This is a genomic window from Parasphingopyxis sp. (assembly GCF_052168275.1).
Taxonomy (GTDB): Bacteria; Pseudomonadota; Alphaproteobacteria; order Sphingomonadales; family Sphingomonadaceae; genus Parasphingopyxis.
The window spans coordinates 1-23,826 of record NZ_JBQLZM010000063.1 but is presented as its reverse complement, the minus strand read 5'-3'; the positions used below and the strand labels follow the sequence as shown (position 1 = coordinate 23,826).

The 23,826-nt window shown below is 65.4% G+C and carries 26 protein-coding genes, 1 tRNA gene and 1 pseudogene; 15 read left to right on the top strand and 13 right to left on the bottom strand.

Going from position 1 to position 23,826, the window contains the following annotated elements; all coding sequences use genetic code 11:
- Positions 1 to 5 precede the first annotated feature (5 nt).
- The 4 genes from ACTS1X_RS05630 to ACTS1X_RS05615 all read right to left on the bottom strand — a co-directional run bounded on the left by ACTS1X_RS05630 (position 6) and on the right by ACTS1X_RS05615 (position 3,468).
- Complete coding sequence (locus ACTS1X_RS05630; protein ID WP_442613402.1) at positions 6 to 1,262, bottom strand: cyanophycinase; 1,257 nt, start codon at positions 1,260 to 1,262, stop codon at positions 6 to 8.
- Entirely contained in the window at positions 1,259 to 1,912 is a 654-nt protein-coding gene (locus tag ACTS1X_RS05625; protein ID WP_442613401.1) for an HAD-IA family hydrolase, read from the bottom strand. Before ACTS1X_RS05625 ends, ACTS1X_RS05630 begins: the two co-directional genes overlap by 4 nt.
- Before the next feature lie 109 nt (positions 1,913 to 2,021).
- The gene (locus tag ACTS1X_RS05620) at positions 2,022 to 2,477 is read right to left on the bottom strand and encodes a GlcG/HbpS family heme-binding protein (RefSeq protein ID WP_442613400.1); all 456 of its coding nucleotides are present in this window, start codon (positions 2,475 to 2,477) and stop codon (positions 2,022 to 2,024) included.
- Between the two features lie 64 nt (positions 2,478 to 2,541).
- Positions 2,542 to 3,468: an SMP-30/gluconolactonase/LRE family protein gene (locus ACTS1X_RS05615; RefSeq protein WP_442613399.1), complete on the bottom strand. Its 927-nt coding sequence runs from the start codon at positions 3,466 to 3,468 to the stop codon at positions 2,542 to 2,544.
- A gap of 158 nt (positions 3,469 to 3,626) precedes the next feature.
- On the opposite strand from ACTS1X_RS05615, the gene ACTS1X_RS05610 reads away from it, so the two are divergent.
- Together ACTS1X_RS05610 and ACTS1X_RS05605 are read left to right on the top strand one after the other, a co-directional pair.
- Positions 3,627 to 5,063: an NAD-dependent succinate-semialdehyde dehydrogenase gene (locus ACTS1X_RS05610; protein WP_442613398.1), complete on the top strand. Its 1,437-nt coding sequence runs from the start codon at positions 3,627 to 3,629 to the stop codon at positions 5,061 to 5,063.
- Between the two features lie 134 nt (positions 5,064 to 5,197).
- Complete coding sequence (locus ACTS1X_RS05605; protein ID WP_442613397.1) at positions 5,198 to 6,859, top strand: thiamine pyrophosphate-binding protein; 1,662 nt, start codon at positions 5,198 to 5,200, stop codon at positions 6,857 to 6,859.
- Positions 6,860 to 7,131: 272 nt separating this feature from the next.
- On the opposite strand, the gene ACTS1X_RS05600 is transcribed toward ACTS1X_RS05605, so the two are convergent.
- The 3 genes from ACTS1X_RS05600 to thiS form a co-directional block, all read right to left on the bottom strand.
- Positions 7,132 to 7,314 (bottom strand): CsbD family protein, encoded by a 183-nt coding sequence (locus ACTS1X_RS05600; RefSeq protein WP_442613396.1) that lies wholly within the window; start codon positions 7,312 to 7,314, stop codon positions 7,132 to 7,134.
- A 107-nt stretch (positions 7,315 to 7,421) separates the two neighbouring features.
- Complete coding sequence (locus ACTS1X_RS05595; RefSeq protein WP_442613395.1) at positions 7,422 to 8,171, bottom strand: SDR family oxidoreductase; 750 nt, start codon at positions 8,169 to 8,171, stop codon at positions 7,422 to 7,424.
- Between the two features lie 84 nt (positions 8,172 to 8,255).
- Entirely contained in the window at positions 8,256 to 9,248 is a 993-nt protein-coding gene (gene thiS / locus ACTS1X_RS05590) for a sulfur carrier protein ThiS (protein WP_442613394.1), read from the bottom strand.
- 81 nt (positions 9,249 to 9,329) lie between these two features.
- On the opposite strand from thiS, the gene aroQ reads away from it, so the two are divergent.
- The 8 genes from aroQ to aat all read left to right on the top strand — a co-directional run bounded on the left by aroQ (position 9,330) and on the right by aat (position 15,055).
- On the top strand, positions 9,330 to 9,770 hold the full coding sequence (gene aroQ / locus ACTS1X_RS05585) for a type II 3-dehydroquinate dehydratase (RefSeq protein ID WP_442613393.1): 441 nt from the start codon (positions 9,330 to 9,332) through the stop codon (positions 9,768 to 9,770).
- A 57-nt stretch (positions 9,771 to 9,827) separates the two neighbouring features.
- Positions 9,828 to 10,325 carry an acetyl-CoA carboxylase biotin carboxyl carrier protein gene (accB, locus tag ACTS1X_RS05580; protein WP_442613392.1) on the top strand — a complete coding sequence of 166 codons (498 nt, stop codon included), beginning with the start codon at positions 9,828 to 9,830 and terminating at the stop codon, positions 10,323 to 10,325.
- Positions 10,326 to 10,332: 7 nt separating this feature from the next.
- Entirely contained in the window at positions 10,333 to 11,697 is a 1,365-nt protein-coding gene (gene accC, locus ACTS1X_RS05575) for an acetyl-CoA carboxylase biotin carboxylase subunit (RefSeq protein ID WP_442613416.1), read from the top strand.
- Complete coding sequence (locus tag ACTS1X_RS05570) at positions 11,698 to 12,102, top strand: ACT domain-containing protein (RefSeq protein WP_442613391.1); 405 nt, start codon at positions 11,698 to 11,700, stop codon at positions 12,100 to 12,102.
- Positions 12,103 to 12,110: 8 nt separating this feature from the next.
- Positions 12,111 to 12,461 (top strand): arsenate reductase (glutaredoxin), encoded by a 351-nt coding sequence (gene arsC, locus ACTS1X_RS05565; protein WP_442613390.1) that lies wholly within the window; start codon positions 12,111 to 12,113, stop codon positions 12,459 to 12,461.
- Between the two features lie 31 nt (positions 12,462 to 12,492).
- Positions 12,493 to 13,467 carry an alpha/beta fold hydrolase gene (locus ACTS1X_RS05560; RefSeq protein ID WP_442613389.1) on the top strand — a complete coding sequence of 325 codons (975 nt, stop codon included), beginning with the start codon at positions 12,493 to 12,495 and terminating at the stop codon, positions 13,465 to 13,467.
- Positions 13,468 to 13,548: 81 nt separating this feature from the next.
- Positions 13,549 to 14,280, top strand: coding sequence for a ParA family protein (locus tag ACTS1X_RS05555; RefSeq protein WP_442613388.1), 732 nt, complete (start codon positions 13,549 to 13,551; stop codon positions 14,278 to 14,280).
- A 55-nt stretch (positions 14,281 to 14,335) separates the two neighbouring features.
- A complete protein-coding gene (gene aat, locus ACTS1X_RS05550; RefSeq protein ID WP_442613387.1) occupies positions 14,336 to 15,055 on the top strand; it encodes a leucyl/phenylalanyl-tRNA--protein transferase in 720 nt (239 codons plus the stop codon).
- A 35-nt stretch (positions 15,056 to 15,090) separates the two neighbouring features.
- Here the strand turns inward: aat and ACTS1X_RS05545 are convergent.
- From ACTS1X_RS05545 to ACTS1X_RS05520, 6 genes and pseudogenes are all read right to left on the bottom strand, one after another.
- Positions 15,091 to 15,339, bottom strand: a pseudogene (locus tag ACTS1X_RS05545) (DUF2155 domain-containing protein); the annotation flags it as partial.
- Between the two features lie 200 nt (positions 15,340 to 15,539).
- Positions 15,540 to 16,076 (bottom strand): outer membrane lipid asymmetry maintenance protein MlaD, encoded by a 537-nt coding sequence (gene mlaD, locus ACTS1X_RS05540; protein ID WP_442613386.1) that lies wholly within the window; start codon positions 16,074 to 16,076, stop codon positions 15,540 to 15,542.
- Complete coding sequence (locus ACTS1X_RS05535) at positions 16,073 to 16,456, bottom strand: NADH:ubiquinone oxidoreductase subunit NDUFA12 (RefSeq protein WP_442613385.1); 384 nt, start codon at positions 16,454 to 16,456, stop codon at positions 16,073 to 16,075. The genes mlaD and ACTS1X_RS05535 overlap by 4 nt, the downstream gene beginning before the upstream one ends.
- A 61-nt stretch (positions 16,457 to 16,517) precedes the next feature.
- Positions 16,518 to 17,045, bottom strand: a complete 528-nt coding sequence (locus ACTS1X_RS05530) for a DUF192 domain-containing protein (RefSeq protein ID WP_442613384.1) — start codon at positions 17,043 to 17,045, stop codon at positions 16,518 to 16,520.
- 6 nt (positions 17,046 to 17,051) lie between these two features.
- Positions 17,052 to 17,621, bottom strand: a complete 570-nt coding sequence (locus ACTS1X_RS05525) for a cold-shock protein (protein ID WP_442613383.1) — start codon at positions 17,619 to 17,621, stop codon at positions 17,052 to 17,054.
- Between the two features lie 93 nt (positions 17,622 to 17,714).
- Complete coding sequence (locus tag ACTS1X_RS05520) at positions 17,715 to 18,248, bottom strand: regulatory protein RecX (protein WP_442613382.1); 534 nt, start codon at positions 18,246 to 18,248, stop codon at positions 17,715 to 17,717.
- 154 nt (positions 18,249 to 18,402) lie between these two features.
- Between ACTS1X_RS05520 and ACTS1X_RS05515 the strand changes: the two genes are divergently transcribed.
- The 5 genes from ACTS1X_RS05515 (at position 18,403) to nusG (ending at position 23,645) form a co-directional block, all read left to right on the top strand.
- Positions 18,403 to 20,136 (top strand): fatty acyl-AMP ligase, encoded by a 1,734-nt coding sequence (locus ACTS1X_RS05515; protein WP_442613381.1) that lies wholly within the window; start codon positions 18,403 to 18,405, stop codon positions 20,134 to 20,136.
- Positions 20,137 to 20,235: 99 nt separating this feature from the next.
- The gene (locus ACTS1X_RS05510; protein ID WP_442613380.1) at positions 20,236 to 22,569 is read left to right on the top strand and encodes a putative bifunctional diguanylate cyclase/phosphodiesterase; all 2,334 of its coding nucleotides are present in this window, start codon (positions 20,236 to 20,238) and stop codon (positions 22,567 to 22,569) included.
- A gap of 84 nt (positions 22,570 to 22,653) precedes the next feature.
- Positions 22,654 to 22,729: transfer RNA gene (locus ACTS1X_RS05505), tRNA-Trp, on the top strand.
- Positions 22,730 to 22,873: 144 nt separating this feature from the next.
- The gene (gene secE / locus ACTS1X_RS05500) at positions 22,874 to 23,071 is read left to right on the top strand and encodes a preprotein translocase subunit SecE (RefSeq protein WP_442613379.1); all 198 of its coding nucleotides are present in this window, start codon (positions 22,874 to 22,876) and stop codon (positions 23,069 to 23,071) included.
- 37 nt (positions 23,072 to 23,108) lie between these two features.
- Entirely contained in the window at positions 23,109 to 23,645 is a 537-nt protein-coding gene (nusG, locus tag ACTS1X_RS05495) for a transcription termination/antitermination protein NusG (RefSeq protein WP_442613378.1), read from the top strand.
- The last annotated feature ends 181 nt before the right edge of the window (positions 23,646 to 23,826 follow it).

Sequence of the window (23,826 nt, the reverse complement as noted above, 5' to 3'; positions counted from 1 at the left end):
GCGGGTTACGGCGCCGGAGAGACGCGGCCCTCGATCGCGAGCGAAATGCCGGTCAGGGTTCCCGCCCAGCCGTCATCGTCGAGCCGCCGGACATACCGGCTGTCGCGCCCGCCGAGAAACCGGAACTCCGCGCTGCGCTTGCGGTCTTCCAGGCGGACATCGATACGGGCGCTCCCGCGCAGATACCGCTCGTTGACCTGGACGGTCCGGCTGTCGCTCTCCAGCACGGCGAGCGAGTTGGCGCTCGGCCAGATGCCGCCGAACGCCCGCTGCCGATCCTCGACCGCAAGGCGCGCCGGGTCGGGCCGGACCTCCAGATCGGTGAGCAAAAGCCGGTCCCCGCCATGCAGGCGGGACAGTCGCAGGCCGCGGATCAGAAAGCCGGAGGTGCTGTCCGTCCTCTGGCCGCGGCGGCCGTCGAGCAGCGTCACCGCCCCCGATCCGACGACCCGTGCGCTGGCTTCACCCGGATCGACGAGCAGCGCCGTATCGGCATCGATGCCGAGGCCGATACGCGCCGCTCCGGGCTGCTCCAGTATCGCGCGCGCGAGCAGGCCGAGCCGCCCCCGCTGACCGAAACCGGTATCGATCGTGAACGGCGAGAAGAGGCGCAGGCCCTGCGACAAGACGAGCGGCCGCAGTTCGTCCCCTTCCGCGTCCCCGCCATCCGCCGCCTGGGTCGAGACGGAGGCGAACAGCGCATCGAAAGCGTCGCCATCCGCGATCATCGGGCTGCTCATCGCCGCCGCGCCCGCGCCGATGCCGCCGACGATCGCGCCGGCGCGCAGCCGGTTCCGGATCGCCGCCAGCATCGGGCTGTCGAAGCCGCCGGGGCGCACGAGCAGCTCGGTCAGCCGCGACGGATCGCCGTCGGTCAGCCAGATCGCGCCGGCGGCTTCGATCTTGGCGATTTCCTCGGGATTGGCGGCGTTGGCGACCCAGTCGCTCTCGTCGATATCGGGGGTCTCGGGATCGTCGACCGACGCGAGATGCACGACGCTTATCTCGCCGGGTTCGACGCCGTGGAACATCAGCTCGCCGGCGAATGTCGTGGCGCTGCCATGCGGATCGGACGCCGCGGCGGAAATGATCGCGATGGTCGGCGCATCGGCCGGCCGGTTGTCGATCAGCGCGCGATAGACGGCCTCATTTTCGAGGAACAGACCGCCGCCGACGATCAGCAGCTTGCCGCCGGCGGCGTGCGCGATAGCCGGAAGCAGCGCCGCCAGCGCGATCGCGGCCAGCGCGAGCCGGCGGATCACAGCCAGCCCCGTTCGAGATCGAGCGCAGCGCCCAGAGCCTCGAGCGCCTGCGCCTCGCCGGTCACCTTGATCGCCGCCATGCCGAGCGCGGCCGCCGGTTTGCAGTTGATGCCGAGATCGTCGAGATAGATGCACTCGGCCGGTTCGACCGCGAGCGTTTCGCACATCATCAGGTAAATGCGCGGATCGGGCTTGCGGACGCCGGCCTTCGAGCTTTCGATGACATGATCGAAGCGGGTCATGATATCGGCGATCGCCATCGCCTTTTCATCGCTGCCGGCCATGCCCGCGCCCTTGCCCGCGGGAACGTTGTTGGTGATGCAGCCGAGTTTGTGCCCCTTGGATTTCAGCACGTCGAGCGCTGCGACCATGCGCGGCCGGATATCGCCCGACAGGCAGGCCAGCACGTCGCGCCCGCGCAGTTCGACGCCGACCGCGCGGGCCTCCTCGGCAAAGCGCCGGTCGAACTCGGCCGCATCGATCTCGGCCCGCTCGAACAGCGCCCAGGCGTTGCTGTCGGGGTTGGTCGCGTTGATCCGGCGCACACTGTCGACCGGCATCCCGCGCGCTTCCTCCATCCGGTTGAAGGCGTCGAACGGCGACGACGTGATCACCCCGCCGAAATCCCAGATCACCGTCGTCTTGTTCATCGCCAGCCTCGCTGAAAAACCTGCGTGGTCCTTAGAGGCGATGAATCGCCACGGTCAAACGATCGCAATCACCATGCGGCAGTGCGACACGGAATGGCGCCAGGTGCCGCTAGCGCCGGACCCGGCTCGCCGCCAGTCCGGCGGCTTCGATCCCCGCGACGGCGCAGGCCTCGTCGTCCATCGGCGGCTCGCCAGAGACGCCGACGCCGCCGAGCAGGTTCTGCCCCTCGACATCGAACACCGGCACGCCGCCCGGGACGGTGACGACATGGGGCGCATCGCCGAAGCCCGGTGTATTCGCCGCGCCCTGGGCAAGCTGCGACGTGCGTCCACCCCAGGCAGCCGAGGCGCGCGCCTTGTCCCCGGCAAAGGCCATAATGCCATGGCCGTTTCCGTCCATCCGGCGCGCGGCGACGAGATGGCCGCCACCATCGACGACGACGATACCGTGGCTCTGGCCCCGCCCTGCGGCATGCGCCGCGCAGCCATCGACGATCGCCTGGGCGGATGCGGCATCGAGCCGGGATTGCGCCTCCGCCTGGGCGGGCAGCGCCGCCGTCATCATGAGTAAAGTTGCTCCTATATATCTCTGTAACTGCATCTTTTCCTCCCAAGCCCGCCCGCTTTGCTCAGGCGTTATGCTCCAGCCTCAGGCCCGGGCGCGGCCATTCCATCTTCACGAGCCGCCCCGTGCCCGACAGCGTCAGCCAGGCCGTCCGCATGTCCGGCCCGCCAAAACAGACATTGGTCGTAAAGATGTCGTCGGTCGCGACGAATTCGACCAACGCCCCATCGGGAGCGACGACCGAAATCCCGCATTCGCCGATCGTCGCGATGCAGATATTGCCCTCGCCGTCGACCGCGAGGCTGTCGAAGAATTTGTAGCCCGCGGGCCGGTAGAGCGGGATGCCGGGGCCGCCCGGCCCCGCATCGGGCGCGACCTTGCCGGGTCCGGTGATATTGAAGCTCATCAACCGGCACGTATAGGTTTCGGCCGCGTAGAGCGTGTTACCGTCCGGCGAGAGGCCGATCCCGTTGGGATTGTTGGACGGGAAGATCACCTCTTCGAGATGGCTGCCATCGGCCCTGGCGTAGAAGATGCCGACGATGTCGTGGCAGCGCTTCGCATAATCGACCTTGCCGTGATCGGTGAACCAGAAGCCGCCATGCGCGTCGAACACGATGTCGTTGGGGCCGCGCAGCACACAGTCGAAATCGCCGGACTTGTAGAGCGTTTCGATTTCGCCCGTTTCGAGATCGACACGCTCGATCCGCCCGCCCGAATAATCGTTCGCGATCCCATGCGGCGCGAGCATGCCGTCGCTCTCGATATATTCGAATCCGCCATTGTTGCAGACATAGAGCTTGCCGTCCGGACCGATCGCCGCGCCGTTGGGGCCGCCGCCGGGCTCGGCGACAGTGTGCTTGGTTCCGTCGGGCTGCACCCGCGTGATCCGGCCTTCCGCGATCTCGACCAGCACGACGCTGCCATCGTCCATCGCCACCGGGCCTTCGGGAAAGCGCAGCCCGTCCGTCACCAGTTCGAAATTGCTCATATCGGTTTCTCTCCTTATGGCGAAACGCTATCACCATCTTGCATGATCACCCTGAACTTGTTTCAGGGTCCACTTCCCAATCTGTGCCTCGGTTTCGGGATGATGAGTGGATGCTGAAACACGTTCAGCATGACGAAGGGAAGGAAGGGACGCAACAAATGAGCACCGATTACCCGCAGGATTTGCGGTTCCAGATCGATGGCGAATGGATCGAAGCAGGCGACCGGCAGAGGCAGGATGTCGTCAATCCGGCGACCGGCCAGACGCTGGCCGCGCTGCCGCTGGCCAGCGCCGACGATCTCGACCGCGCGCTGGCCGCCGCGGAACTCGGCTTTCGCGAGTGGAAGGCGAAGGACGTCAACGAACGCGGGGCGATCCTGCGCAAGGCGGCCGAGCTGCTGCGCGAGCGCGCGGAGGACATCGCGCCGCTGCTGACCATGGAACAGGGCAAGCCGGTCAAGGAGGCGATGGGCGAAGTGCTCGGCGCGGCCGGGCTGTTCGACTATTTCGCCGAGGAGGCGAAGCGCGCGCATGGCCGGGTGCTCGTCCGCCCGACCGGCCAGCGTTCGACCGTCATCAAGCAGCCGGTCGGCCCGGTCGCGGCGTTCAGCCCGTGGAACTTCCCGCTGTTCCTGATGGCGCGCAAGCTCGCCCCGGCGCTCGCCGCGGGATGCTCGATCATCTGCAAGCCGCCCGAGGAAACGCCGGCCTGCGCGATCGAACTGATGCGCTGCGTCCTCGATGCCGGGGTCCCCGGCCATGTCGCGCAGATGGTGTTCGGCGTGCCCGACCAGGTCAGCACGCATCTCATCGCCTCGCCGGTCATCCGCAAGATCAGCTTCACCGGCTCCGTGCCGGTCGGCAAGCATCTGATGAAGCTCGCCGCGGACGGCGTGAAGCGCACGACGATGGAGCTCGGCGGCCATGCGCCGGTGCTGGTGTTCGACGATTGCGATCTGGAGCGCACGCTGGACATCATCGTCCCGCAGAAATTCCGCAATGCCGGGCAGGTCTGCGTCAGCCCGACGCGCTTCTACGTCCAGAACGGCATCTACGACCGGTTCGTCGACGAGTTCACGCAGCGGACCGAACAGCTCACGGTCGGCAACGGCCTCGAGGAGGCGACGCAGATGGGGCCGCTCGCCAACGAACGCCGCCCCGAGGCGGTCGGCGCATTGATCGCCGACGCCGCCGACAGGGGCGGCCGGATCACGACCGGCGGCGACGTGCTCGGCGACAGCGGATTCTTCTTCCGCCCGACCGTCATCGCAGATGTCCCGCTCGACGCGCAGATCATGTCCAACGAGCCGTTCGGCCCGGTCGCGATGATGCGGCCGTTCGAAACGCTCGACGAGGCGGTCGAACAGGCGAACCGCCTCCCCTACGGCCTCGCCGCCTTCGCCTTCACCGAAAATGGCCGCCAGGCGATGATCCTCGGTGACGCGATCGAGAGCGGCATGGTCGGCATCAACACGGTCGGCATCAGCGCGGTCGACGCGCCGTTCGGCGGGGTGAAGGAATCGGGCTTCGGCAGCGAGGACGGCCCCGAGGGTCTGGAGGCCTATATGGTCACCAAGGCCGTGCACCAGTCTTGATGGCCAGAGCGGATTCGATTTCCGTCATTGCGAGGAGCAAAGCGACGAAGCAATCCAGAGCGGTTGGCGACGACGCTTGCAGCTCTGGATTGCTTCGCTACGCTCGCAATGACGACGAACAGGAAAACTGAACCATGACAACACGAACCGGCGGCCGGATCCTCGTCGACAATCTCGTCGCGCAAGGCTGCAACCGTATCTTCTGCGTGCCCGGCGAGAGCTATCTCGCAGTGCTCGACGCGCTGCACGACACGCCGGAAATCGATCTCGTCGTGTGCCGGCAGGAGGGCGGCGTGTCGTTCATGGCCGCAGCCGAGGGCGCGATGACCGGCCATCCGGGGATCGCCTTCGTGACGCGCGGCCCCGGCGCGACGAACGGCTCGATCGGCGTCCATGTGGCGCAGCAGGATTCGGTGCCGATGATCTATTTCATCGGCGATGTCGGGCGCGGCGACACGGACCGCGAAGCCTTTCAGGAAATCGATTTCCCGGCCATGTTCGGGCCGCTGTGCAAATGGGCGGCGAAGATCGACCGGGCCGAGCGCATTCCCGAATATATCGCGCGCGCCTATGCGGTCGCGATGGCCGGAAGGCCGGGGCCGGTGGTGCTGGCGCTGCCCGAGGACATGCTGCGCGACACGGTCGAGGCGGCGGACCGCCCGAAAGTGATCCGCCCGGCCCAGCATCCCGATCCCGAAGCGATGACGGTGATGATGGAGCTGCTCAAGGATGCGGTCTCTCCCGTCGCGATCGTCGGCGGCGCGGACTGGTGCGCGGGCGCCTCGCATTATTTCCGCGAGTTCGCCGAGGATATCGGCCTGCCCGTCGCCTGCGGCTTCCGGCGGCAGGATGCGATCCCGAACGAGAGCCCGGTCTGGGCCGGCAATCTCGGTTACGGCCCGAACCCCAAATTGCTTGACCGGATCCGCGACGCCGACCTGCTGCTCGTCGTCGGCGCGCGGCTCGGCGAGGCGACGACCGACGGCTATACGCTGATCACGCCCGACCATCCGGACCAGGTTCTGGTCCATGTCCACCCGGATCCGGAAGAGCTGGGCAGCGTCTATCGCACCGATCTCGCGATCTGCGCGGACATGCGCGAATTCGCGGAGGAAGCCTCGCTCTGGGAGCACGACATTATCGATTTCGACTGCGGGAAGGAGGCCCATGCCGAATGGGAGGCGTGGAGCACCGTCGAACCGAATGACGATCTGGCGCTCGACGTGGCGCAATGCGTGAAGGCGGCGCGCGAGACGCTGCCCGCCGACAGCATCATCTGCAACGGGGCGGGCAATTTTTCCGGCTGGTGGCACCGCTACTGGCGCTATGGCGGCCCGGTCTGCCAGCTTGCGCCGACCGCCGGGGCGATGGGCTATGGCGTCCCGGCTGCGGTCGCCGCGGCGCTGCGCCACCCGGACCGGCAGATCGTCGCGGTCGCCGGCGACGGCGATTTCCTGATGAACGGGCAGGAACTGGCAACGGCCGTCCAGCATGGCTGCGACATGATCGTCTTCGTCGTGGACAATGGCAGCTACGGCACGATCAGGATGCACCAGGAGCGCCACTATCCCGAGCGGCTTTCGGGCACGCAGCTCGGCAATCCGGACTTCGCCGCGCTCGCCAAGGCCTATGGCGCATGGAGCGAAACAGTCGAGAAGACGGCCGAGTTCGCGCCGGCGCTGGAGCGTGCCAAGGCCGAAAAAGGCGTTCGGCTGCTGCATCTGAAGATCGACGTCGAGGATCAGCTCGCCGCCGGCACATCGGTAGAGAAAGTGCGCGCGGCCGCGAAAGCCTGAATCGAAAGGGCCATCGCCGAGGGGCTCGGCGATGGCCCGATGCGACCCGGTTTACCTACAGGGGCAGTAGCAACCGGGCGTCTCCGACCAATGTCGTAGAACGCAAATGCGTCGGCGAGTAAATCGCCGCACGGCCCGTTTTCGACAAACGGTCGGCTGGCTTAGATCAATTCGCATTTTCCGCTCGCAGTGTCCCGCTCACCCGAGCCGATAACGAGAATGGGCCGCTCCGACGTGCGGAACGGCCCACGCCAACCGATTGTCGTCCGGTCTCAGACCTTGTCGCCCAACGCGCCCTTCACCGCGCCCTTGGCCTTCTGCGCCTTGCCCTTCATCTGCTGGGCCTCGCCTTCGGCCTCGAGCCGCTTGTTGCCGGACACCTCGCCGACGGCTTCCTTGGCGATACCGGCCGCCTTGTTCGCCGAGCCTTTCGCCTTGTCTTTCAGTTCGCCCATGATCGTTCTCCTCTCAATAGCCGATCCGAAATTGGATCGACTTCACAAGGGCTTAACGCTAGAACCGAGCGCATCGTTCCTCGGCTCGTCGCAAAGTGCCGGCCCCGCTAGCGGAACGTCATCCCGCCATCGACCATATATTGCGAGCCGGTCACGTATGAGGCGTCGTCCGACAGCAGGAACAGGGCCACGGCGGCGACTTCCTCCGACGTTCCGAGGCGGCCCAGCGGAACCTGGCTCTTCACGGTCTCGAGAAACTCTTCCTTCTGCTCGTCGTCGAGCCCCATGCCGTTCATGAAATTGGTGTCGATCGGACCGGGCGCGATCGAATTCACGCGGATGTTCCGTTCGGCGAGATCGGCGGCCCAGGAGCGCGTGAGCGCAGTGACCGCGCCCTTCGACGCGGCGTAGACCGCGCCCTGCGCCTGGCCGAGATAGGGCGAAACCGACGCCGTGACGACGACAGACGCTCCGTCCGAGAAATGCGGAATGAGGCCGGCCATCTGAAGTACCGGACCGCGGACATTGACGTTGGTCTGATTGTCGAAGCTGTCGGCATCGACCTGATCGTTCGGTTCGAACACGCCGAAGCCCGCGTTCAGCCAAAGGCCGTCCAGCCCGCCCATTTCCGCCGCGACGGTTTCGGCAAGCTGCTTGGCGGCTGCGGGATCGCCGGCATCGTTCTGCAGGACGAGCGCGTCGTCCGGCAGCGCCGACCGAGCGTCATCGAGATGGTTCTCGCTCTGGCCCGTCACGGCGACTCGACCACCTTCGTCTGCGATCCGCTTGGCCGCGGCAAGGCCCATGCCGCTGGTGCCGCCTGTGATGAGAATATTCTTGTCGGAAAATCGGTCCATTGGACGCTCCTCGGTCGGGGTGGAAAGAGAATCCCCTCTTCCCAACCAACCCGGGCAGCGCGTTTTCGTTCCGAGGCCGTGCGGCTAGATCAGTCCCGCCAGCGGGCTCGACGGATCGGCATATTTGCGCGTCGCCATGCGCCCGGCCCGATAGGCCTCGCGGCCCGCCTCGACGGCCAGCTTCATCGCGCGCGCCATGCGCACCGGCTCCTTCGCCTCGGCGATCGCCGTGTTCATCAGCACGCCATCGCAGCCCAGCTCCATCGCGACCGCGGCGTCGGAGGCCGTGCCGACCCCGGCATCGACGAGAACCGGCACATTGGCGCCCTCGACGATCAGCCGGATCGTCACCCGGTTCTGGATGCCGAGGCCCGAACCGATCGGCGCGCCGAGCGGCATCACCGCGACCGCCCCCGCCTCTTCAAGCTGTTTCGCGGCGATCGGGTCGTCGACGCAATAGACCATGGGCTTGAAGCCTTCCCTGGCCAGCGTCTCGGTCGCGCGCAGCGTTTCGCGCATGTCGGGATAGAGCGTCTTCGCCTCGCCGAGCACCTCAAGCTTGACGAGATCCCAGCCGCCGGCCTCGCGCGCCAGCCGCAACGTCCGGATCGCCTCTTCGGCGGTGAAGCAGCCGGCGGTGTTGGGCAGATAGGTGTAGCGCTTCGGGTCGATGAAATCGGTGAGCATCGGCGCCTTGGGGTCCGAGACGTTCACCCGGCGCACGGCGACGGTGATGATCTCCGCGCCCGACGCCTCGAGCGCCGCGGCATTCTCTTCGAAATCTCTATACTTTCCGGTCCCGACGATCAGGCGCGACGTGAAGCTCTGCCCGGCGACGCTCCAGCCGTCGGCATGATCCCCGCCGCCGACGAAATGGACGATCTCCAGCTCGTCGCCATCCTCGACGAGCACGTTGCCCAAGGTCGAGCGCGGGACGACTTCGAGATTGCGTTCGACCGCCACCTTGGCCGGATCGAGGCCGAGCACCTCGCTCGCCAGCGCGGCGAGCGTCAGGCCTTTGTGGACGCGCCGATGTTCGCCGTTCACGCGAATCGAAATCGTGCCGTCGCTGGTCATTGCTGCATCCTGCCTTTGCGTTGCGATCCGGGCCGCATATAGGTGTCCGCCCCGCATCGCCGCAACCGGAAGGCAAGGTCAATGGCCGATAAACCCGTCATCTATGTCCTCAATGGTCCGAATCTGAACCTGCTGGGCGTGCGCGAGCCCGAAATCTACGGGTCGGATACGCTGGACGACATCGCCGGGCGGCTCGAGGACCGGGCGCAGGAACTGGGCGCGGATGTCGAGGTCCGCCAGTCCAACCATGAGGGACATCTGATCGACTGGATTCACGAGGCCGAGGCGGAGGAAGCCCGGGCTATCCTGCTGAATGCGGGGGCCTTCACGCATACGTCGGTGGCGCTGCACGATGCGATTCTGGCGGTGTCCGTCCCGGTGATCGAGGTGCATCTCTCCAACCCGCATGCGCGCGAACCGTTCCGCCGGAAAAGCCTGGTCGGCGAGGCGGCGCATGGAACAATTTCCGGGTTCGGGGCACTTTCCTATCTGCTGGCGCTGGACGCGGCCATGCAGCTTTGAGTAAAAGCCGCGACTTGCACGTCGGCGACGGCCGGCAACAGGGATAAAGGGTTTGCCATGACCACCGACAAAGGGGGCCGCAAAGGCGCCATGAATGTCGACACCGATCTGGTGCGCCAGCTCGCCGAGCTGCTGGACGAAGCCAATCTGACGGAAATCGAAGTAGAGGATGGCGAGCGGAGCATCCGGGTGGTGCGCGGCGGCGCGAGCGTCGCGGTCGCTGCGCCGGCCGCTGCCGCCAATCCGGCTCCGGCACCCGCGCCGGCACCCGCTGCCCCGGCGCCCGCCGAAACGGCCCCGGCCGCGAGCGCCGAAAACCATCCCGGCGCGGTCAAGTCGCCGATGGTCGGCACCGTCTATCTCGCGCCTGAGCCGGGCGCCGACCCCTTCGTGAAGGTCGGCGATACGGTGTCGCAGGGCGATACGCTGCTGATCATCGAGGCGATGAAGGTGATGAACCCGATCACCGCCGAGAAAGCCGGCACCGTCACCGCGATGCTGGTCGAGGATGCCGAACCGGTCGAATTCAACCAGCCCCTCGCGACCGTCGAATAGGCCCGGCATCGTGATCGAGAAAGTCCTCATAGCCAATCGCGGCGAGATCGCGTTGCGCATCCACCGCGCCTGTCACGAGATGGGGATCAAGACGGTGGCCGTCCATTCGACCGCCGACGCCGAGGCCAAGCATGTGAAGCTCGCCGACGAAGCGGTCTGCATCGGCCCGCCCGCCGCGACCGAGAGCTATCTCAACATCCCCAACATCATCTCGGCGGCCGAGATCAGCCATGCCGACGCGATCCATCCGGGCTACGGCTTCCTCTCGGAGAACGAGAAATTCGCGACCATCGTCGAGGAGCATGACATCATCTGGATCGGGCCCAAGCCCGAACATATCCGGATCATGGGCGACAAGGTCGAGGCGAAGCGGACCGCCGGCAAGCTCGGCCTGCCGCTGGTTCCCGGTTCGGACGGCGCGGTGCGCGAGATTTCCGAGGCCAGGAAGATCGCCGGCGAGATCGGCTATCCGCTGATCGTCAAGGCCGCATCGGGCGGCGGCGGGCGCGGCATGAAGGTGGTGCCCGAGGCGGGCCAGCTCGAAACGCTGATGAAGCAGGCGGGGTCGGAGGCCAAATCGGCGTTCGGCGACGACACCGTCTATCTCGAAAAATATCTCGGCAATCCGCGCCATATCGAATTCCAGATATTCGGCGACGGCAAGGGCAACGCGATCCATCTCGGCGAGCGCGACTGTTCGCTCCAGCGCCGCCACCAGAAAGTCCTAGAAGAAGCTCCCTCCCCGGTCATCACTTCGGAGGAGCGCGAACGGATGGGCGATATCTGCGCCAGGGCGATGGCGGATATGGGCTATCGCGGCGCGGGCACGATCGAGTTTCTCTACGAGGATGGCGGCTTCTATTTCATCGAGATGAACACCCGGCTCCAGGTCGAGCATCCGGTCACCGAGATGATTACCGGGCTCGATCTCGTCCGCGAGCAGATTCTCGTCGCCGCCGGCCAGCCGCTCTCGGTGACCCAGGACGAGGTGACCTTCAGCGGCCATGCGATCGAATGCCGGATCAACGCCGAACACCCCCAGACCTTCGCGCCCTCGCCCGGCAAGGTGATCAACTATCACGCGGCCGGCGGGATGCATGTGCGCGTCGATAGCGGACTGTATACCGGCTATTCGATCCCGCCCTATTACGACTCCATGGTCGCCAAGCTGATCGTCTACGGGAAGAGCCGCAACAAGTGCATCATGCGGTTGCGTCGCGCGCTCGAGGAAATGGTGATCGAGGGCGTCGACACGACGCTGCCCCTCCACCAGGCGCTGCTCGACGACCCCGATTTCCTCGCCGGCGACTATACGATCAAATGGCTCGAGGAATGGCTCGAGCGGAACAAAGCCTCCACCGAAGCCGGTTGAATGTCCGGAGAAACCGATCTCGCGGCGCTGCTCGCCGACCTGAAACCGATGCTTGCGGAAGAGGAGCACGGTTTCGCGACGATCCCGATGGGGGCCGGCTGGCCGCAGGGGCTGGTGCCCGTGGCGACCTTCGCCGAGGCCGAGGGCGCGAGCGTCATCGCGCTCGCGTCGATCATGCAGGGCATCGGCCTCGATCATGAAGGGGGCTGGGCAAAAATCACGATTGGCGCTAACAGCGCGCTCAACGCCGTCGGACTGACGGCCGAAATAGCCGCGGCGCTTGCCGAGGCCGGGATCAGTGCCAATATAGTGGCGGCCTATCATCACGATCATGTCTTCGTGCCCTGGGCACGGCGTGACGAGGCGATGGCGGTTCTGGAAAACTTGTCGAAGGTACAGGAGTAATTCGTTCGATGCAGGCCATTATCTACCACAATCCGCGTTGCGGCACGTCCCGCAAGACGCTGGAGATACTGGAAAAGGCACCGGCAATCGCAGTGCGCGTAATCGAGTATCTCAAGGATACGCCGACCAAGGCGAAGCTGAAGGAGCTCTACAAGAAAGCCGGCATGACGCCGCGCGAGGGCCTGCGCGCCAAGGAACCGCTCGCCAAGGAACTCGGCCTCAACGACCCCGACGTGACCGACGACCAGATTCTCGACGCGATGGTCAAGAATCCGATTCTCATCAACCGGCCGATCGTCGAGACGCAAAAGGGCGTCCGCCTCTGCCGGCCGCAGGACGTGGTCAAAGAGATCATCTGAGCACGACGGACGGCAAGGGGGCGGCGCGGCAATGAAGAGATTTTTCAAATGGGCCGCGCTGATCCTTCTGATCCTAATCGTCGGCTTGGTGGCGTGGTTCTGGACGCCCGATCGCGACGCGGCCGAATTGCGGGCGCTTTACGCGACCGGCGCCTCGCAATTCGTCGAACTCGACAACGGGCTCATCGTCCATGTGCGCGACCAGGGGCCGCGCGATGCGCCCGTCATTGTCCTGGTGCACGGCTCGAGCGCCTCGCTCCACACCTGGGAACCCTGGGTCGAGCGCCTGTCGGACGATTACCGCATCGTCACCTACGACCAGCCGGGCCATGGCCTGACCGGGCCGACGCCCGACGGCAATTACGACACCGCCGCCTTCGTCGAGACCGCGCAGGGGGTTGCCGACGCGCTCGGCCTCGAACGCTTCGTCATCGGCGGCAACTCGATGGGCGGCTGGGTCTCGTGGAACTACGCGCTCGCCCATGGCGAGCGGCTCGACGGGCTGGTCCTGATCGACGCCTCGGGAGCCCCTGACGCGCGGCCGCAAAGCGTTCCGATCGGTTTTCGCATCGCGCGGATGCCGGTCGTATCGTCGATCATGCAGAAGATCACGCCGCGCTCGATGATCGAACGCTCGCTCCGCCAGAGCGTGAGCAACCAGGCGATGATCGACGATCAGATGGTCGACCGTTATTACGATCTGATCCGCTATCCGGGAAACCGGGCGGCGACGCTCGCGCGGAGCCGGGCGGAACGGACCGTCGCAAGCCCCGAAACGATGGCTGAGGTTTCCGTGCCGACCCTGCTGATGTGGGGCGAGGAGGACGGGCTCGTGCCCTTGGCGGCGGGCGAATGGTTCGACGCGCATATTCCGGACAGCGCCCTTATCGCCTATCCCGGCATCGGCCATATCCCGATGGAGGAGGCGCCGGATCGCAGCGCGGCCGACCTGCGCGCCTGGCTGCAGGCCGTTTATCCGCAAGACGATACCGGCTCGCTCGAATAGCGGCGGAAAACGCGTCCCAAAATGGGATGATCGCGGCCATTGGCGTTTGGCTGCGCGGTAACCGGCGGTTAAACAAGCGTCATGTGCACGATCGCGATCTACAGCATGAAGGGCGGTGTCGGCAAAACGACGCTGGCGGTGAATCTGGCCTGGTGCGCCGCCATGCTGTCGGCGCGCCGGACGCTGCTATGGGATCTCGACCAGCAGGCCGCGGCGACCTTCCTGATGCGCGACGGCAAGGGCCCCAAGCGCCGCGCCGACGGCGTGTACGAACAGGAGGTCAAGCCCCGCAAGCTGATCCGCAGTACCGCGGTCGAACGGCTCGACCTGCTGGCCGCCGATCCGTCGCTACGCGATCTCGACCGGACGTTCTTCAACTTCGGCAAGAAGAAGCGCCTCGCGAAAATCATCGAGAGCGTCTCGCGCGATTATGACCGGATCATTCTCGATTGCCCCCCGGGGCTGAGCGAGACCAGCGACCAGATATTGCGGGCGGCGGATCTCGTCCTCGTCCCCGTCATCCCGTCCCCGCTTTCGCAGCGCGCCTTCCGCACCGTCGTCGATCATATCGAGCGCCATCACAAGGGGCGCACCGCGATCCTCCCCGTCTATACGATGGTCGACCGCCGCCGGACGCTCCACAGGGAAGCGCTCGAAAACCAGAAGCGCTGGCCGGTGATCCCTTACGCCAGCGCCGTCGAACAGATGGCGAGCCGCCGCCAGCCGGTCGGCGCCTTCGCGCCGCAATCGCCGGCGGGCCAAGCGTTCGCGAAGCTGTGGCGCGGCGTCGAACGCAGGATCGCAAAACTCTAACACCTGCCGCGTCGCGCCCGATGACGCGCACCGGCCCACCGCCTATATTGGCCGTATGGACCTGCTCGACCCGAACATGCTGCTGCGCGCCTATGCGATCGGTGTCTTCCCGATGGCGGACAGCCGCGATGCGACCGACGTCTTCTGGGTAGAGCCGAAGATGCGCGCGATCCTGCCGCTCGACGGTTTGCGGGTTTCGCATTCGCTCGCGAAAACCATCCGGTCCGACCGGTTTCGCGTGACCCGCGACGCGGCGTTCGACCGGGTCGTGAGCGCCTGCGCCGAAGCCCGGCCCGACCGGCCCGACACCTGGATCAACCCGGCGATCCAGTCGGCCTATGGCGCGCTGCATCGGCGTAACCACGCCCACTCGATCGAATGCTGGCAGGGCGACGAACTGGTCGGCGGGCTGTACGGCGTCCGGCTCGGCCGGGCCTTTTTCGGCGAGAGCATGTTCAGCCGTGTCTCGGACGCATCGAAGGTCGCGCTGGCGCATCTCGTCGCACGGATGAAGGCCGGCGGTTTCACCCTGCTGGACTGCCAATTCATGACCGATCATCTCGCCTCGCTCGGCGCGATCGAGATTTCGAAGGACGACTATGCGTCGTTGCTGGACTCGGCGCTGTCCTCGCTCGGGCTCGGCGGAACGGGTTCGACCGATTCGGCGACCGGCGCCGATCTTTCGGCGCTCGAAGGGCTGTTTCCGGACGATGCCGGACCCGACGGCGCGCTCTCCGGATATGTCATTTCGCAGGCCTTGGGCCAGACGTCGTAGATCCGGTGCTCGATGACGTTGAGCGCCGGGCGTTCCTTGAACAGCCAGCCTGAAAAGACCCGTTCCCAGCGTTCCTCGCCGCCGCGCAGATTGGTCTCGCGCACGAAGAGCTGGACGAACGCGCCGGTCAGCCGTTGCGGCTCCCAGGGCGCGGTCCGTTCGCAGGCCCGCAAGCGGATCAGGACATCCCCGACGCGCGTCGATTCGCCCGGCTGAAGCCGGATTTCGCGCGACAGCCCGTTGCGCTTGTTGAGCAGGCCCAATACCGCGACCCGTTCCTCCATCGGCGTAACGCCCGCAAGGTCGACCGGCAGATCGCCGACCTCCTCGATATCGTCGACATCAAGGGCTTCGTCATCGCCTTCGCCGCTGCGATTCTGGTCGAGCGTCAATTCGGTCGCCGGCGCCTCGTCGCTGTCCGCCTCGCCGGACGAGCCGCACGCGGCCAGCGCCACGAGGACCGTCGCCGCCAGGCCGCCGCGGATCACAGTCCGCCGTCCATGCCTTCAGCGCCGAAATCCTCGCTCATCGTATCGCCGATCGGATCGGCCATCCCCTCGCCGTCGCCAGCGCCCGAATCGTTGATCATCGATCCGATCAGGCCGGTCATGTCGATCGCGCCCTGGGTGTCGAGAATGACGTCGTCCTCCTGCAGCGGATCGGGCGATCCGCCGGGCAGCAAGGCGATATAGCTGCCGCCGAGCAGGCCTTCGCTGGTGATCGCCGCGCTGCTGTCGTTCGGCACGCCCGCTCCGGGATCGATCGCCATCCGGACCTCGGCCTGAAAATCGTCGGGGTTGAGCGAAACCGCCGTGACCTCGCCGATCGACAGGCCCGCCACCCGGACGTCGGTGCCGACGTCGATGCCGCCGACATTGGGGAAATAGGCAATCACCTCGATCGCGTCACTGCCGGCGCCGCTCGCCGTACGGCCGATAAAGGCGAAGACGAGCCAGATCGCCGCGATGACGACGACCAAGCCGACCAAGGCCTCGAGCAGATGGTTGCGGACGGCGCTCAACTGGGGCTCCACGCCTCATAGTCGCCGCTCGCGCCGGCGCGCCTGCCGCCCGATTCGAGGGCACCGGCCGGGCGATAGGCACGTCCGGTGCCGGTCATGTTGGCCGTGTAGGGCGTTTCCCATTCGCGGGCGGGCGGCAGGCTCTGATCCGGTACGTCCTCCACCGTCTGGTGGAGCCAGCCATGCCATTCCGCCGGCACATTGCTGGCGTCGTTGCCGCCGGCATAGATGACCCAGCGCCGGCGCGGCGCCTTCTTGCTTTCGTAATAGCGATTGCCGGCCGAATCCTCTGCCACGAAGCGGCCCTTGCGCCATGAATGGAGGGCGGTGCCGATCGTCGCCCCCTCCCACCATGTGAAGATTTTTTTCAAAAGTCCCATAAGGATTGGCGTTTAGCGCCTCTTCGCGGGGACGCCAACTGTTCTTGCGCCCGGCGGCCGCTTATTCCGGCAGAGCCGGCCCGTCCGGCCAGCTGACATGGTCGCCGGCATCGATGCCCAGCTCCGCGGCGCGCCCGCCGCCGATCTCCAGCACCGCGATCACCGGCTCGGACGAATAGTAGGAGTCGAGCGTATAGGGCTCGGTTTCCCGCGCGATATTGGTGATGACGCCGTCCGCGCGGATGAAGATCATGTCGAGCGGAATCATGGTGTTGCGCATCCAGAAGCTCGCCAGGCGCGGAAAATCGAACGGAAAGATCATGCCGCCATTTTCGGGCAGCGATTCGCGGAACATCAGGCCGCGCCGCTGCTCCTCGGGCGTAATCGCCGTCTCGACGTCGAACATGTGGTCGCCGGCCGCCGTACGGACCGTCACCGGAATCGTCTCCGCCGCGCTTTCGGTATCGGCGGCAACTGCCCGTTCAGCCGCAGCGGGCGGATTGGCGGGGAGCTGGGATTCGGCGCGGCAGCCCAGGAGCGCCAATGCGATCGGCGCGCCGAGCAACATGCGAGGAAGAAAATCGGTCATGTGCCGCTATTCGCAATGCGCGAGCGCTACCGCAAGAGGCCCCTTCCCGCCATCGGCGATGCGCGCGCGCAACCGGTCCCCGGTATCGATCTCGCCGAGACCCGAACGCCGGACGATCTCCATATGGACAAAGACATCGCGATCATTGTCCTCGCGCACGAGAAAACCGTATCCTTTCAGCCGGTTGAACCATTTCACCGTCACCGGCTCGAAATCGCCGGCGGCCGCTTCCAGCACGTCATGTTCACTGCGGCCGGAACCCGGTTGCTGCTCGGAAAAGTCGTCGCATCCGTCGAGATCGATCGAGACGATTTCGGTCGCCTGCCGGCCGCGATCGCGCTCGATGAACAGGCATTCGAGACGCGCGCCTTCGGGAAGCGTACGCCGGCCGTGATCGCGCAGGATCGAGAAATGGACGAGTATGTCACCATCGCCGTCGTCGGGAACCAGAAAGCCGTAACCGCGCGTACCGTCGAACCATTTGACGACGCCGGACGCACGGGACAGGCCGCCTTCCGATGCGCCCTCGAAGGCGGCATCATGCGCGGCGTCGTCCGACGCAGCATCGAAAGCCACTGCGTTCCGTTCGGATGTCATGCATCGTCCCCTGTTACGGCAATTATCTAACACAGATTCTTGCGCTCTTGAAAGGGTCTTGAACGGGGCCCGCTACTCTTCCCGTTCCGGGACGATACCGGGTTCGGCTTCGATGAATTTCCGCGCCAGTTCATAGGGGTGTCCGGCGCGGATCATGGCGGCCAGCGCCTTCCGGCGCCGGTCCCGATCCGGCATTTCAGCGGCGAAGGGGCCGAAACGGCGCTTGCGGGCAAAGGCGAGCGCGGAATCCCAGGCATTGGCGCCCGCCAGTTCGCGGGCGGCTTCGACGTCCGCTTCCTCGATCCCGGCGGCGTAGAGCGCCTGCTCGACCCGCCGTTCGCCATAGCCGCGCCGGGCAAGCGAGGCGGCGCGGGCGTTCGCGAAAGCGGCGTCGTCGATATAGCCGAGCTCGGAGAATTTCTCGGCCAGTTCCGCGATCGCGGGCGCACTGTCTTCCGACCAGCCGCGTTCGCGCACCTTGCGTGTCAGATAGGTCCGCAGCCTGGCGCGGGTGGTGGCGTACCGGCCGACATAGAAAAGCGCGAGCTGCTCCAGGCTTTCGCGGTCCAGCGGCGGGCGGGGTTCTTTGCGGGTTCGGCCGGTCATGCGCCATCTTTGTGCCATAGTAGAGCCGGATTTTGAACGCGGCTGATCGGCTAAGCATCCAGGCAGAGGAATTCCGATCGCAACGATGGCGGGTGCATGGCGCGAAAAGCGGGCAAGGCGCCGGTTGCGGCAGAGGCAGCATTTGAAGGAAATCATGGCAGATTCTCTCCAACCGACCCCTATTCACGACGAATTGCCGCGTCGCTTCGCCGATTTCGGCACGCTGGGCGAAGCGCTCGATTATGCCGCGCAGGGCAAGCGCGGCTTCAACTTCCACGACGCCCGCGGCAATCTGAGCCGGCCCTATCCGTTCAGCGAGCTGCGGACCGATGCGATCGCGGCGGCCAAGCGGCTGATCGATTTCGGGATCAAGCCCGGCGATCGGGTCGCGCTGATCGCCGATACCGAACCGCAATTCTGCGCGCTCTTTTTCGGGGCCGTCTATGCGGGCGCGCTGCCGGTTCCGCTGCCGCTGCCGACCTCGTTCGGCGGCAAGGAGGGCTATATCGACCAGCTCGCCGTTCAATTGCGCAGTTCGGAACCGCAGATCCTGCTCTATCCGGCCGAGATCGCCGAAATCTCGCACGCGGCCGCGGACGCCTGCTCGGTTCCCGGCGAGGACTGGGACAGCTTTGCCGAGCGTGACGCGCCCGACGTCGAATTCCCGCACGCCACGCCGGACGACGTTGCCTATCTGCAATATTCGAGCGGCTCGACGCGGTTCCCGCACGGCGTGATCATCAGCCACAAGGCGCTGCTGCACAATCTGGGTTCGCACGCCAACGGGATGCTGATCGGCGAGGGCGACCGGTGCATCTCCTGGCTTCCCTTCTATCACGATATGGGCCTGGTCGGCTGCATGCTGTCGATGGTCGCGAACCAGGTATCGACCGACTATCTGAAGACCGCCGATTTCGCCCGGCGCCCGCTCGCCTGGCTCGACCTGATCAGCCGCAATCCCGGCACGTCGTGCAGCTATTCGCCGACCTTCGGCTACGACATCTGCGCGCGCCGGATCGGCAGCCAGTCGAACGTCAAGGACCGTTTCGACCTGTCGCGCTGGCGGCTCGCGGGCAACGGCGCCGACATGATCCGGCCCGACGTCATGCAGCACTTCACCGACGCTTTCGCCGATGCCGGTTTCGATCCCAAATGCTTCGTGCCGAGTTACGGGCTGGCCGAGGCGACGCTCGCCGTGACGCTGATGCCGGCCGGCGAAGGGATCATCGTCGATCTTGTCGAGGAGAGCGAACTTTCCGGCGTGCCCAAGGCGGACAACGACGAACCGGTCCGCTACCGGGCGATCGTCAATTGCGGCAAGGCGGTGCGCGATACGACGATCGAGATCCGCGACGAGGACGGTTCGGTGATGCCGGACAAGGCGATCGGCCAGGTCTGGGTGCAGGGACCGGCGGTCATGGACGGCTATTTCCGCGATCCCGACGCGACCGACGCCTGCATGAAGGACGGCTGGCTCGACACCGGCGACATGGGCTATCTGTCGGACGGCTATCTCTACGTGGTCGGCCGCGCCAAGGACATGATCATCATCAACGGCAAGAATCACTGGCCGCAGGACATCGAATGGGCCGTCGAACAGCTGCCCGGATTCAAGTCCGGAGACATTGCGGCGTTCGCGATCACGGCACCGGGCGGCGAGGAAACGCCCGCGGTTCTTGTGCAGTGCCGCACGTCGGACATTAACGAACGGACAAGACTTCACGGCATGATCCGCGAGAAGGTGCGCGCGATCACCGGGATGAACTGCGTGATCGAACTCGTCCCGCCGCGGACATTGCCGCGCACGAGCTCGGGCAAGCTCAGCCGGGCCAAGGCCCGCAATCTCTACCTTTCCGGAGAAATCCAGCCCTACGACATCGCAGCCTGAGCAGGTCCGGCCGGGCGCGGAAAGTAAAACCGGCGTTAACCGCGCTGTTCCGGATTTCGGAAAGGCTTTTTCCGCTATCCCTCGGCCAAAGGGACAGCAATGGTAGCCATCGATACCAACCAGCTCGGTTGGCTGGAAATTCTCGGCCTTCGGGAACCGCGAGACGGGGAATGGAAGCTCGTTCGCTCGGCGCAGCTGCGCGAGCTGAGCAGGAACTCGCTGCTTCCGGTCGTCGCGGTGCTGCTCGCGACCCTCTCCTCGGCCTCGCTCTTCTGGAACAGCGTCCCCGGCGAGATGATGGCCGTCTGGCTGATCATCCTGTTCGTCGCCCTGATTTCGATCGTATCCGCCCGCCGGACCAACCTTGCCCGCACCGGCGGAGCCCGCCGCTCGGACGTCATGCGGGCGGTCGCGAATTGCACGATCCTGGGCTTGTTCTGGTCGATCCCGCCCCTCTTCTTCGCCCAATATGGCAACATGGAGCAGATCATAACGATCGCGGCCTTCAGCCTGGCGCTGATGGGCGCGACGGCGCTGATGCTCAACGTCGTTCCGCTGGCCGGAATCATGCTCAACGGCCTGATCGGGATCAGCCTCAGCGTGATGCTGTTCAATCAGGGGCTCACGCTGCTCTCCGCCCTCACCTTCTCCTATGGCCTGTGCCTGACCTTCACGATGCTCATCAACGGACGCTCGGTCATCGGCCGGCTGCGCAACGACATCGCGCTCGCCGAACAACGCGAGGTGGTGAAGCTCATGCTTCGTCAGGAAAATTCGGCCGAGAGCGACTGGCTGTGGCAGGTCGACGCGCGCAAATGCATCATCGAGCCTTCGCAGCGCTTCGCGGCGGCCGCGTCGATGGATGTCGCTACGCTCGAAGGGATGCCACTGCTCGATCTTCTCGCCGGATCCGGTTGGCGGGAGGAAGCGCTGAGCGACGAGATTCGCGAACTGCTCAAGAAGATGCAGGCCGGCCGGACGTTCAGCGAATTCATGCTGCCGGTCCAGATCGGGGACGAGCAGCGCTGGTGGAAGATATCGGGTACGCCGCGGCTGAGCGCGAACCGGCATGTGATCGGGTATCGCGGCGTGATCGCCGACGTCACCGAGCGGGAAGCGATCGAGCGGCGCATCTATCATATGGCGCATTTCGACGCGCTGACCGGGCTGCCCAATCGCGCCTATACCAACGACCTGCTGCGCGACCGGATCGCCGACGCCGCCGCCAACAGCCGATATTGCGCGTTCCTGATGATCGACCTCGACCGGTTCAAGGCGATCAACGACACGTCGGGCCATCCGATCGGCGACAAGCTGCTCGAACAGGTCGCCGAGCGACTCAAGGGCCTGCTCCAGCCCGGCGACAAATGCGGGCGGCTGGGCGGCGACGAATTCGCCATGATCATCGCGAATTACCGGTCTTCCGAACATCTGGACAAGCGCGCGCGCGAAATCATCGTCCGGTTGTCCGAAGGCTATACGGTCGAAGACCAGCTGCTGCATATCGGCGCCAGCGTGGGTTCGGCCGTCTACCCCAAGGATGGCGGCACCGCTGCCGCCCTGCTGCGCAAGGCCGATCTCGCCTTGTACCGGGCCAAGGGCAGCGGCCGCGGTACCCATTCGCCTTATGAACCGGTACTGCTCCACGCCGCCGAAGAACGCCGCGCGATCGAGAGCGCGCTGCGCGAGGCGATCGAGAAAGGCGAGCTGCACCTGGTCTACCAGCCGGTCGTGACGCTCGCGTCGCGCGAGATCGCCGGATTCGAGGCGTTGCTGCGCTGGACCAGCCCGACCCTGGGCGAAGTGCCGCCGGAAAAATTCATCCCGATCGCCGAGGAAACGCGCCTTATCGACCCGATCGGCGAATGGGTTTTCCGCGAGGCGTGCTCCGAAGCGGCGACCTGGCCCGAACGCTATCGTCTGGCCGTCAACCTGTCCGCCGGCCAGCTGCGCAATCCGCGGCTCAGCGACGCCATCGTCTCGGCCCTGTCGCGCTCGGGCCTCGCCCCGACCCGTCTCGAACTCGAAACGACGGAAGCCATTTTGAGCAGCGACAGCGAACAGGCGATCCAGACGTTCGAGCAGCTGCGCGGCCTCGGCGTGACGATGGCGCTCGACGATTTCGGCACCGGTTACTCGACACTGGGCTTTATCGGCCGAACCAGCTTCAACTCGATCAAGATCGACAGGCGTTTCATCCGGGATGCCGAAACCGGCTCGAAATCCAGCATCGCGATCATTCGCGCCGTGATCGCCATGGCCGACAGCCTCGGCATCGCGACGATCGCGGAAGGCATCGAGAACGACCAGCAATATGCGATTGCCGAACAGCTCGGCGTGGCGCAGGTTCAGGGCTATTTCCTCGATCGTCCGATGGACGGCGAAGGGGTGCTGGATCGGATCGGCACGCTGCCCGGAAAAGCCGTCGCCTGAACCGCGGACGAAACCGGCGGAATCGGCGACAATATCCTTGCATCCCGGACGCCGCCCCGTTAAACGCGCGCATCTCGGACTCGGAGGAGCGTAGCTCAGTTGGTAGAGCATCGGTCTCCAAAACCGAGGGCCGTGGGTTCGAGTCCCTCCGCTCCTGCCATCCGGTCTTCGATTGGTCCGGCAGGCACGCCTTGAAAGGGCGGCTTGCGGGTCCGAGATAGAGTTTAACACTCGCGCCGATGTCGGCTGACGGAGCCGATGGCGGCGTGTGTGCGTTTGGTTTTGAATGAGGTAGATCGGGACGATGGCAAAGGTTAGCCCAGGCGAGTTCGTTCGGCAGGTCCGCGCCGAGACCTCGAAGGTCGTCTGGCCGACGCGCCAGGAAACGATACAGACCGGCGTCATGGTGATGATCATGACCTTCATCCTCGCCATGTTCTTCCTGGGCGTGGATTCGTTCTTCAACATGATCGTCCGCTTCCTCGTCGGCCTGGTCAGCTAACGGTCAACGGCTAAGAGCTTTCAGCTAAGGGTATTCCATGTCGCGCTGGTACATCATTCACGCCTATTCGGGCTTCGAGAACAAGGTGCGGGACGCCATCATGGCGGAAGCCGCGCGCATGGGTCTCGAACAGCTTGTCGAGGAAGTCGAGGTGCCGACCGAGGAAGTGACCGAGGTCAAGCGCGGCAAGAAGGTGCAGACCGAGCGGAAGTTCTTCCCCGGCTATGTGCTCGCCAAGCTCAACATGACCGACGATGTCTACCACCTCGTGAAGAATACGCCGAAAGTGACCGGTTTCCTCGGCTCGAGCGGCAAGCCGCAGCCGATCAGCGAAGCCGAGGCCGCGCGCATCCTCAACACCAAGGAGGAAGCCGCCGCGGCGCCGAAGCAGAAGATCGACGTAGATTACGAGATCGGCGACCAGATCAAGGTGCTCGACGGCCCGTTCGCCAGCTTCAACGGCGTGGTCGAGGAACTCGATTTCGACCGGGCCCGGGTCAAGGTGTCGGTTTCGATCTTCGGCCGCGCGACGCCGGTCGAACTGGAATTCGAGCAGGTGGAACTGGTCAAATGACGCTATAGCGTCATCCCGGACATGATCCGGGTTCCAGAGCCAAGAGCGAGATCGCTTGCCGCCCTGGACTCCGGATCAAGTACGGAGTGACGAAAAGGATTTACGAATTCCGGATGGTCCGGAAAATGCGGGAGGCAGGGCCACTGCCGCTGGTACCGCTAAGCCAAGAGAAAAGGTGAGA

What these genes read in the sequence shown, in the direction of transcription:
- ACTS1X_RS05625 (WP_442613401.1), bottom strand. Translation starts at nt 1,912, where the DNA reads ATGAACAAGACGACGGTGATCTGGGATTTCGGCGGGGTGATCACGTCG.
- ACTS1X_RS05620 (WP_442613400.1), bottom strand. Translation starts at nt 2,477, where the DNA reads ATGATGACGGCGGCGCTGCCCGCCCAGGCGGAGGCGCAATCCCGGCTC.
- ACTS1X_RS05615 (WP_442613399.1), bottom strand. Translation starts at nt 3,468, where the DNA reads ATGAGCAATTTCGAACTGGTGACGGACGGGCTGCGCTTTCCCGAAGGC.
- ACTS1X_RS05610 (WP_442613398.1), top strand. Translation starts at nt 3,627, where the DNA reads ATGAGCACCGATTACCCGCAGGATTTGCGGTTCCAGATCGATGGCGAA.
- ACTS1X_RS05605 (WP_442613397.1), top strand. Translation starts at nt 5,198, where the DNA reads ATGACAACACGAACCGGCGGCCGGATCCTCGTCGACAATCTCGTCGCG.
- ACTS1X_RS05600 (WP_442613396.1), bottom strand. Translation starts at nt 7,314, where the DNA reads ATGGGCGAACTGAAAGACAAGGCGAAAGGCTCGGCGAACAAGGCGGCC.
- ACTS1X_RS05595 (WP_442613395.1), bottom strand. Translation starts at nt 8,171, where the DNA reads ATGGACCGATTTTCCGACAAGAATATTCTCATCACAGGCGGCACCAGC.
- thiS (WP_442613394.1), bottom strand. Translation starts at nt 9,248, where the DNA reads ATGACCAGCGACGGCACGATTTCGATTCGCGTGAACGGCGAACATCGG.
- aroQ (WP_442613393.1), top strand. Translation starts at nt 9,330, where the DNA reads ATGGCCGATAAACCCGTCATCTATGTCCTCAATGGTCCGAATCTGAAC.
- accB (WP_442613392.1), top strand. Translation starts at nt 9,828, where the DNA reads ATGACCACCGACAAAGGGGGCCGCAAAGGCGCCATGAATGTCGACACC.
- ACTS1X_RS05570 (WP_442613391.1), top strand. Translation starts at nt 11,698, where the DNA reads ATGTCCGGAGAAACCGATCTCGCGGCGCTGCTCGCCGACCTGAAACCG.
- arsC (WP_442613390.1), top strand. Translation starts at nt 12,111, where the DNA reads ATGCAGGCCATTATCTACCACAATCCGCGTTGCGGCACGTCCCGCAAG.
- ACTS1X_RS05560 (WP_442613389.1), top strand. Translation starts at nt 12,493, where the DNA reads ATGAAGAGATTTTTCAAATGGGCCGCGCTGATCCTTCTGATCCTAATC.
- ACTS1X_RS05555 (WP_442613388.1), top strand. Translation starts at nt 13,549, where the DNA reads ATGTGCACGATCGCGATCTACAGCATGAAGGGCGGTGTCGGCAAAACG.
- aat (WP_442613387.1), top strand. Translation starts at nt 14,336, where the DNA reads ATGGACCTGCTCGACCCGAACATGCTGCTGCGCGCCTATGCGATCGGT.
- ACTS1X_RS05535 (WP_442613385.1), bottom strand. Translation starts at nt 16,456, where the DNA reads ATGGGACTTTTGAAAAAAATCTTCACATGGTGGGAGGGGGCGACGATC.
- ACTS1X_RS05530 (WP_442613384.1), bottom strand. Translation starts at nt 17,045, where the DNA reads ATGACCGATTTTCTTCCTCGCATGTTGCTCGGCGCGCCGATCGCATTG.
- ACTS1X_RS05520 (WP_442613382.1), bottom strand. Translation starts at nt 18,248, where the DNA reads ATGACCGGCCGAACCCGCAAAGAACCCCGCCCGCCGCTGGACCGCGAA.
- ACTS1X_RS05515 (WP_442613381.1), top strand. Translation starts at nt 18,403, where the DNA reads ATGGCAGATTCTCTCCAACCGACCCCTATTCACGACGAATTGCCGCGT.
- ACTS1X_RS05510 (WP_442613380.1), top strand. Translation starts at nt 20,236, where the DNA reads ATGGTAGCCATCGATACCAACCAGCTCGGTTGGCTGGAAATTCTCGGC.
- secE (WP_442613379.1), top strand. Translation starts at nt 22,874, where the DNA reads ATGGCAAAGGTTAGCCCAGGCGAGTTCGTTCGGCAGGTCCGCGCCGAG.
- nusG (WP_442613378.1), top strand. Translation starts at nt 23,109, where the DNA reads ATGTCGCGCTGGTACATCATTCACGCCTATTCGGGCTTCGAGAACAAG.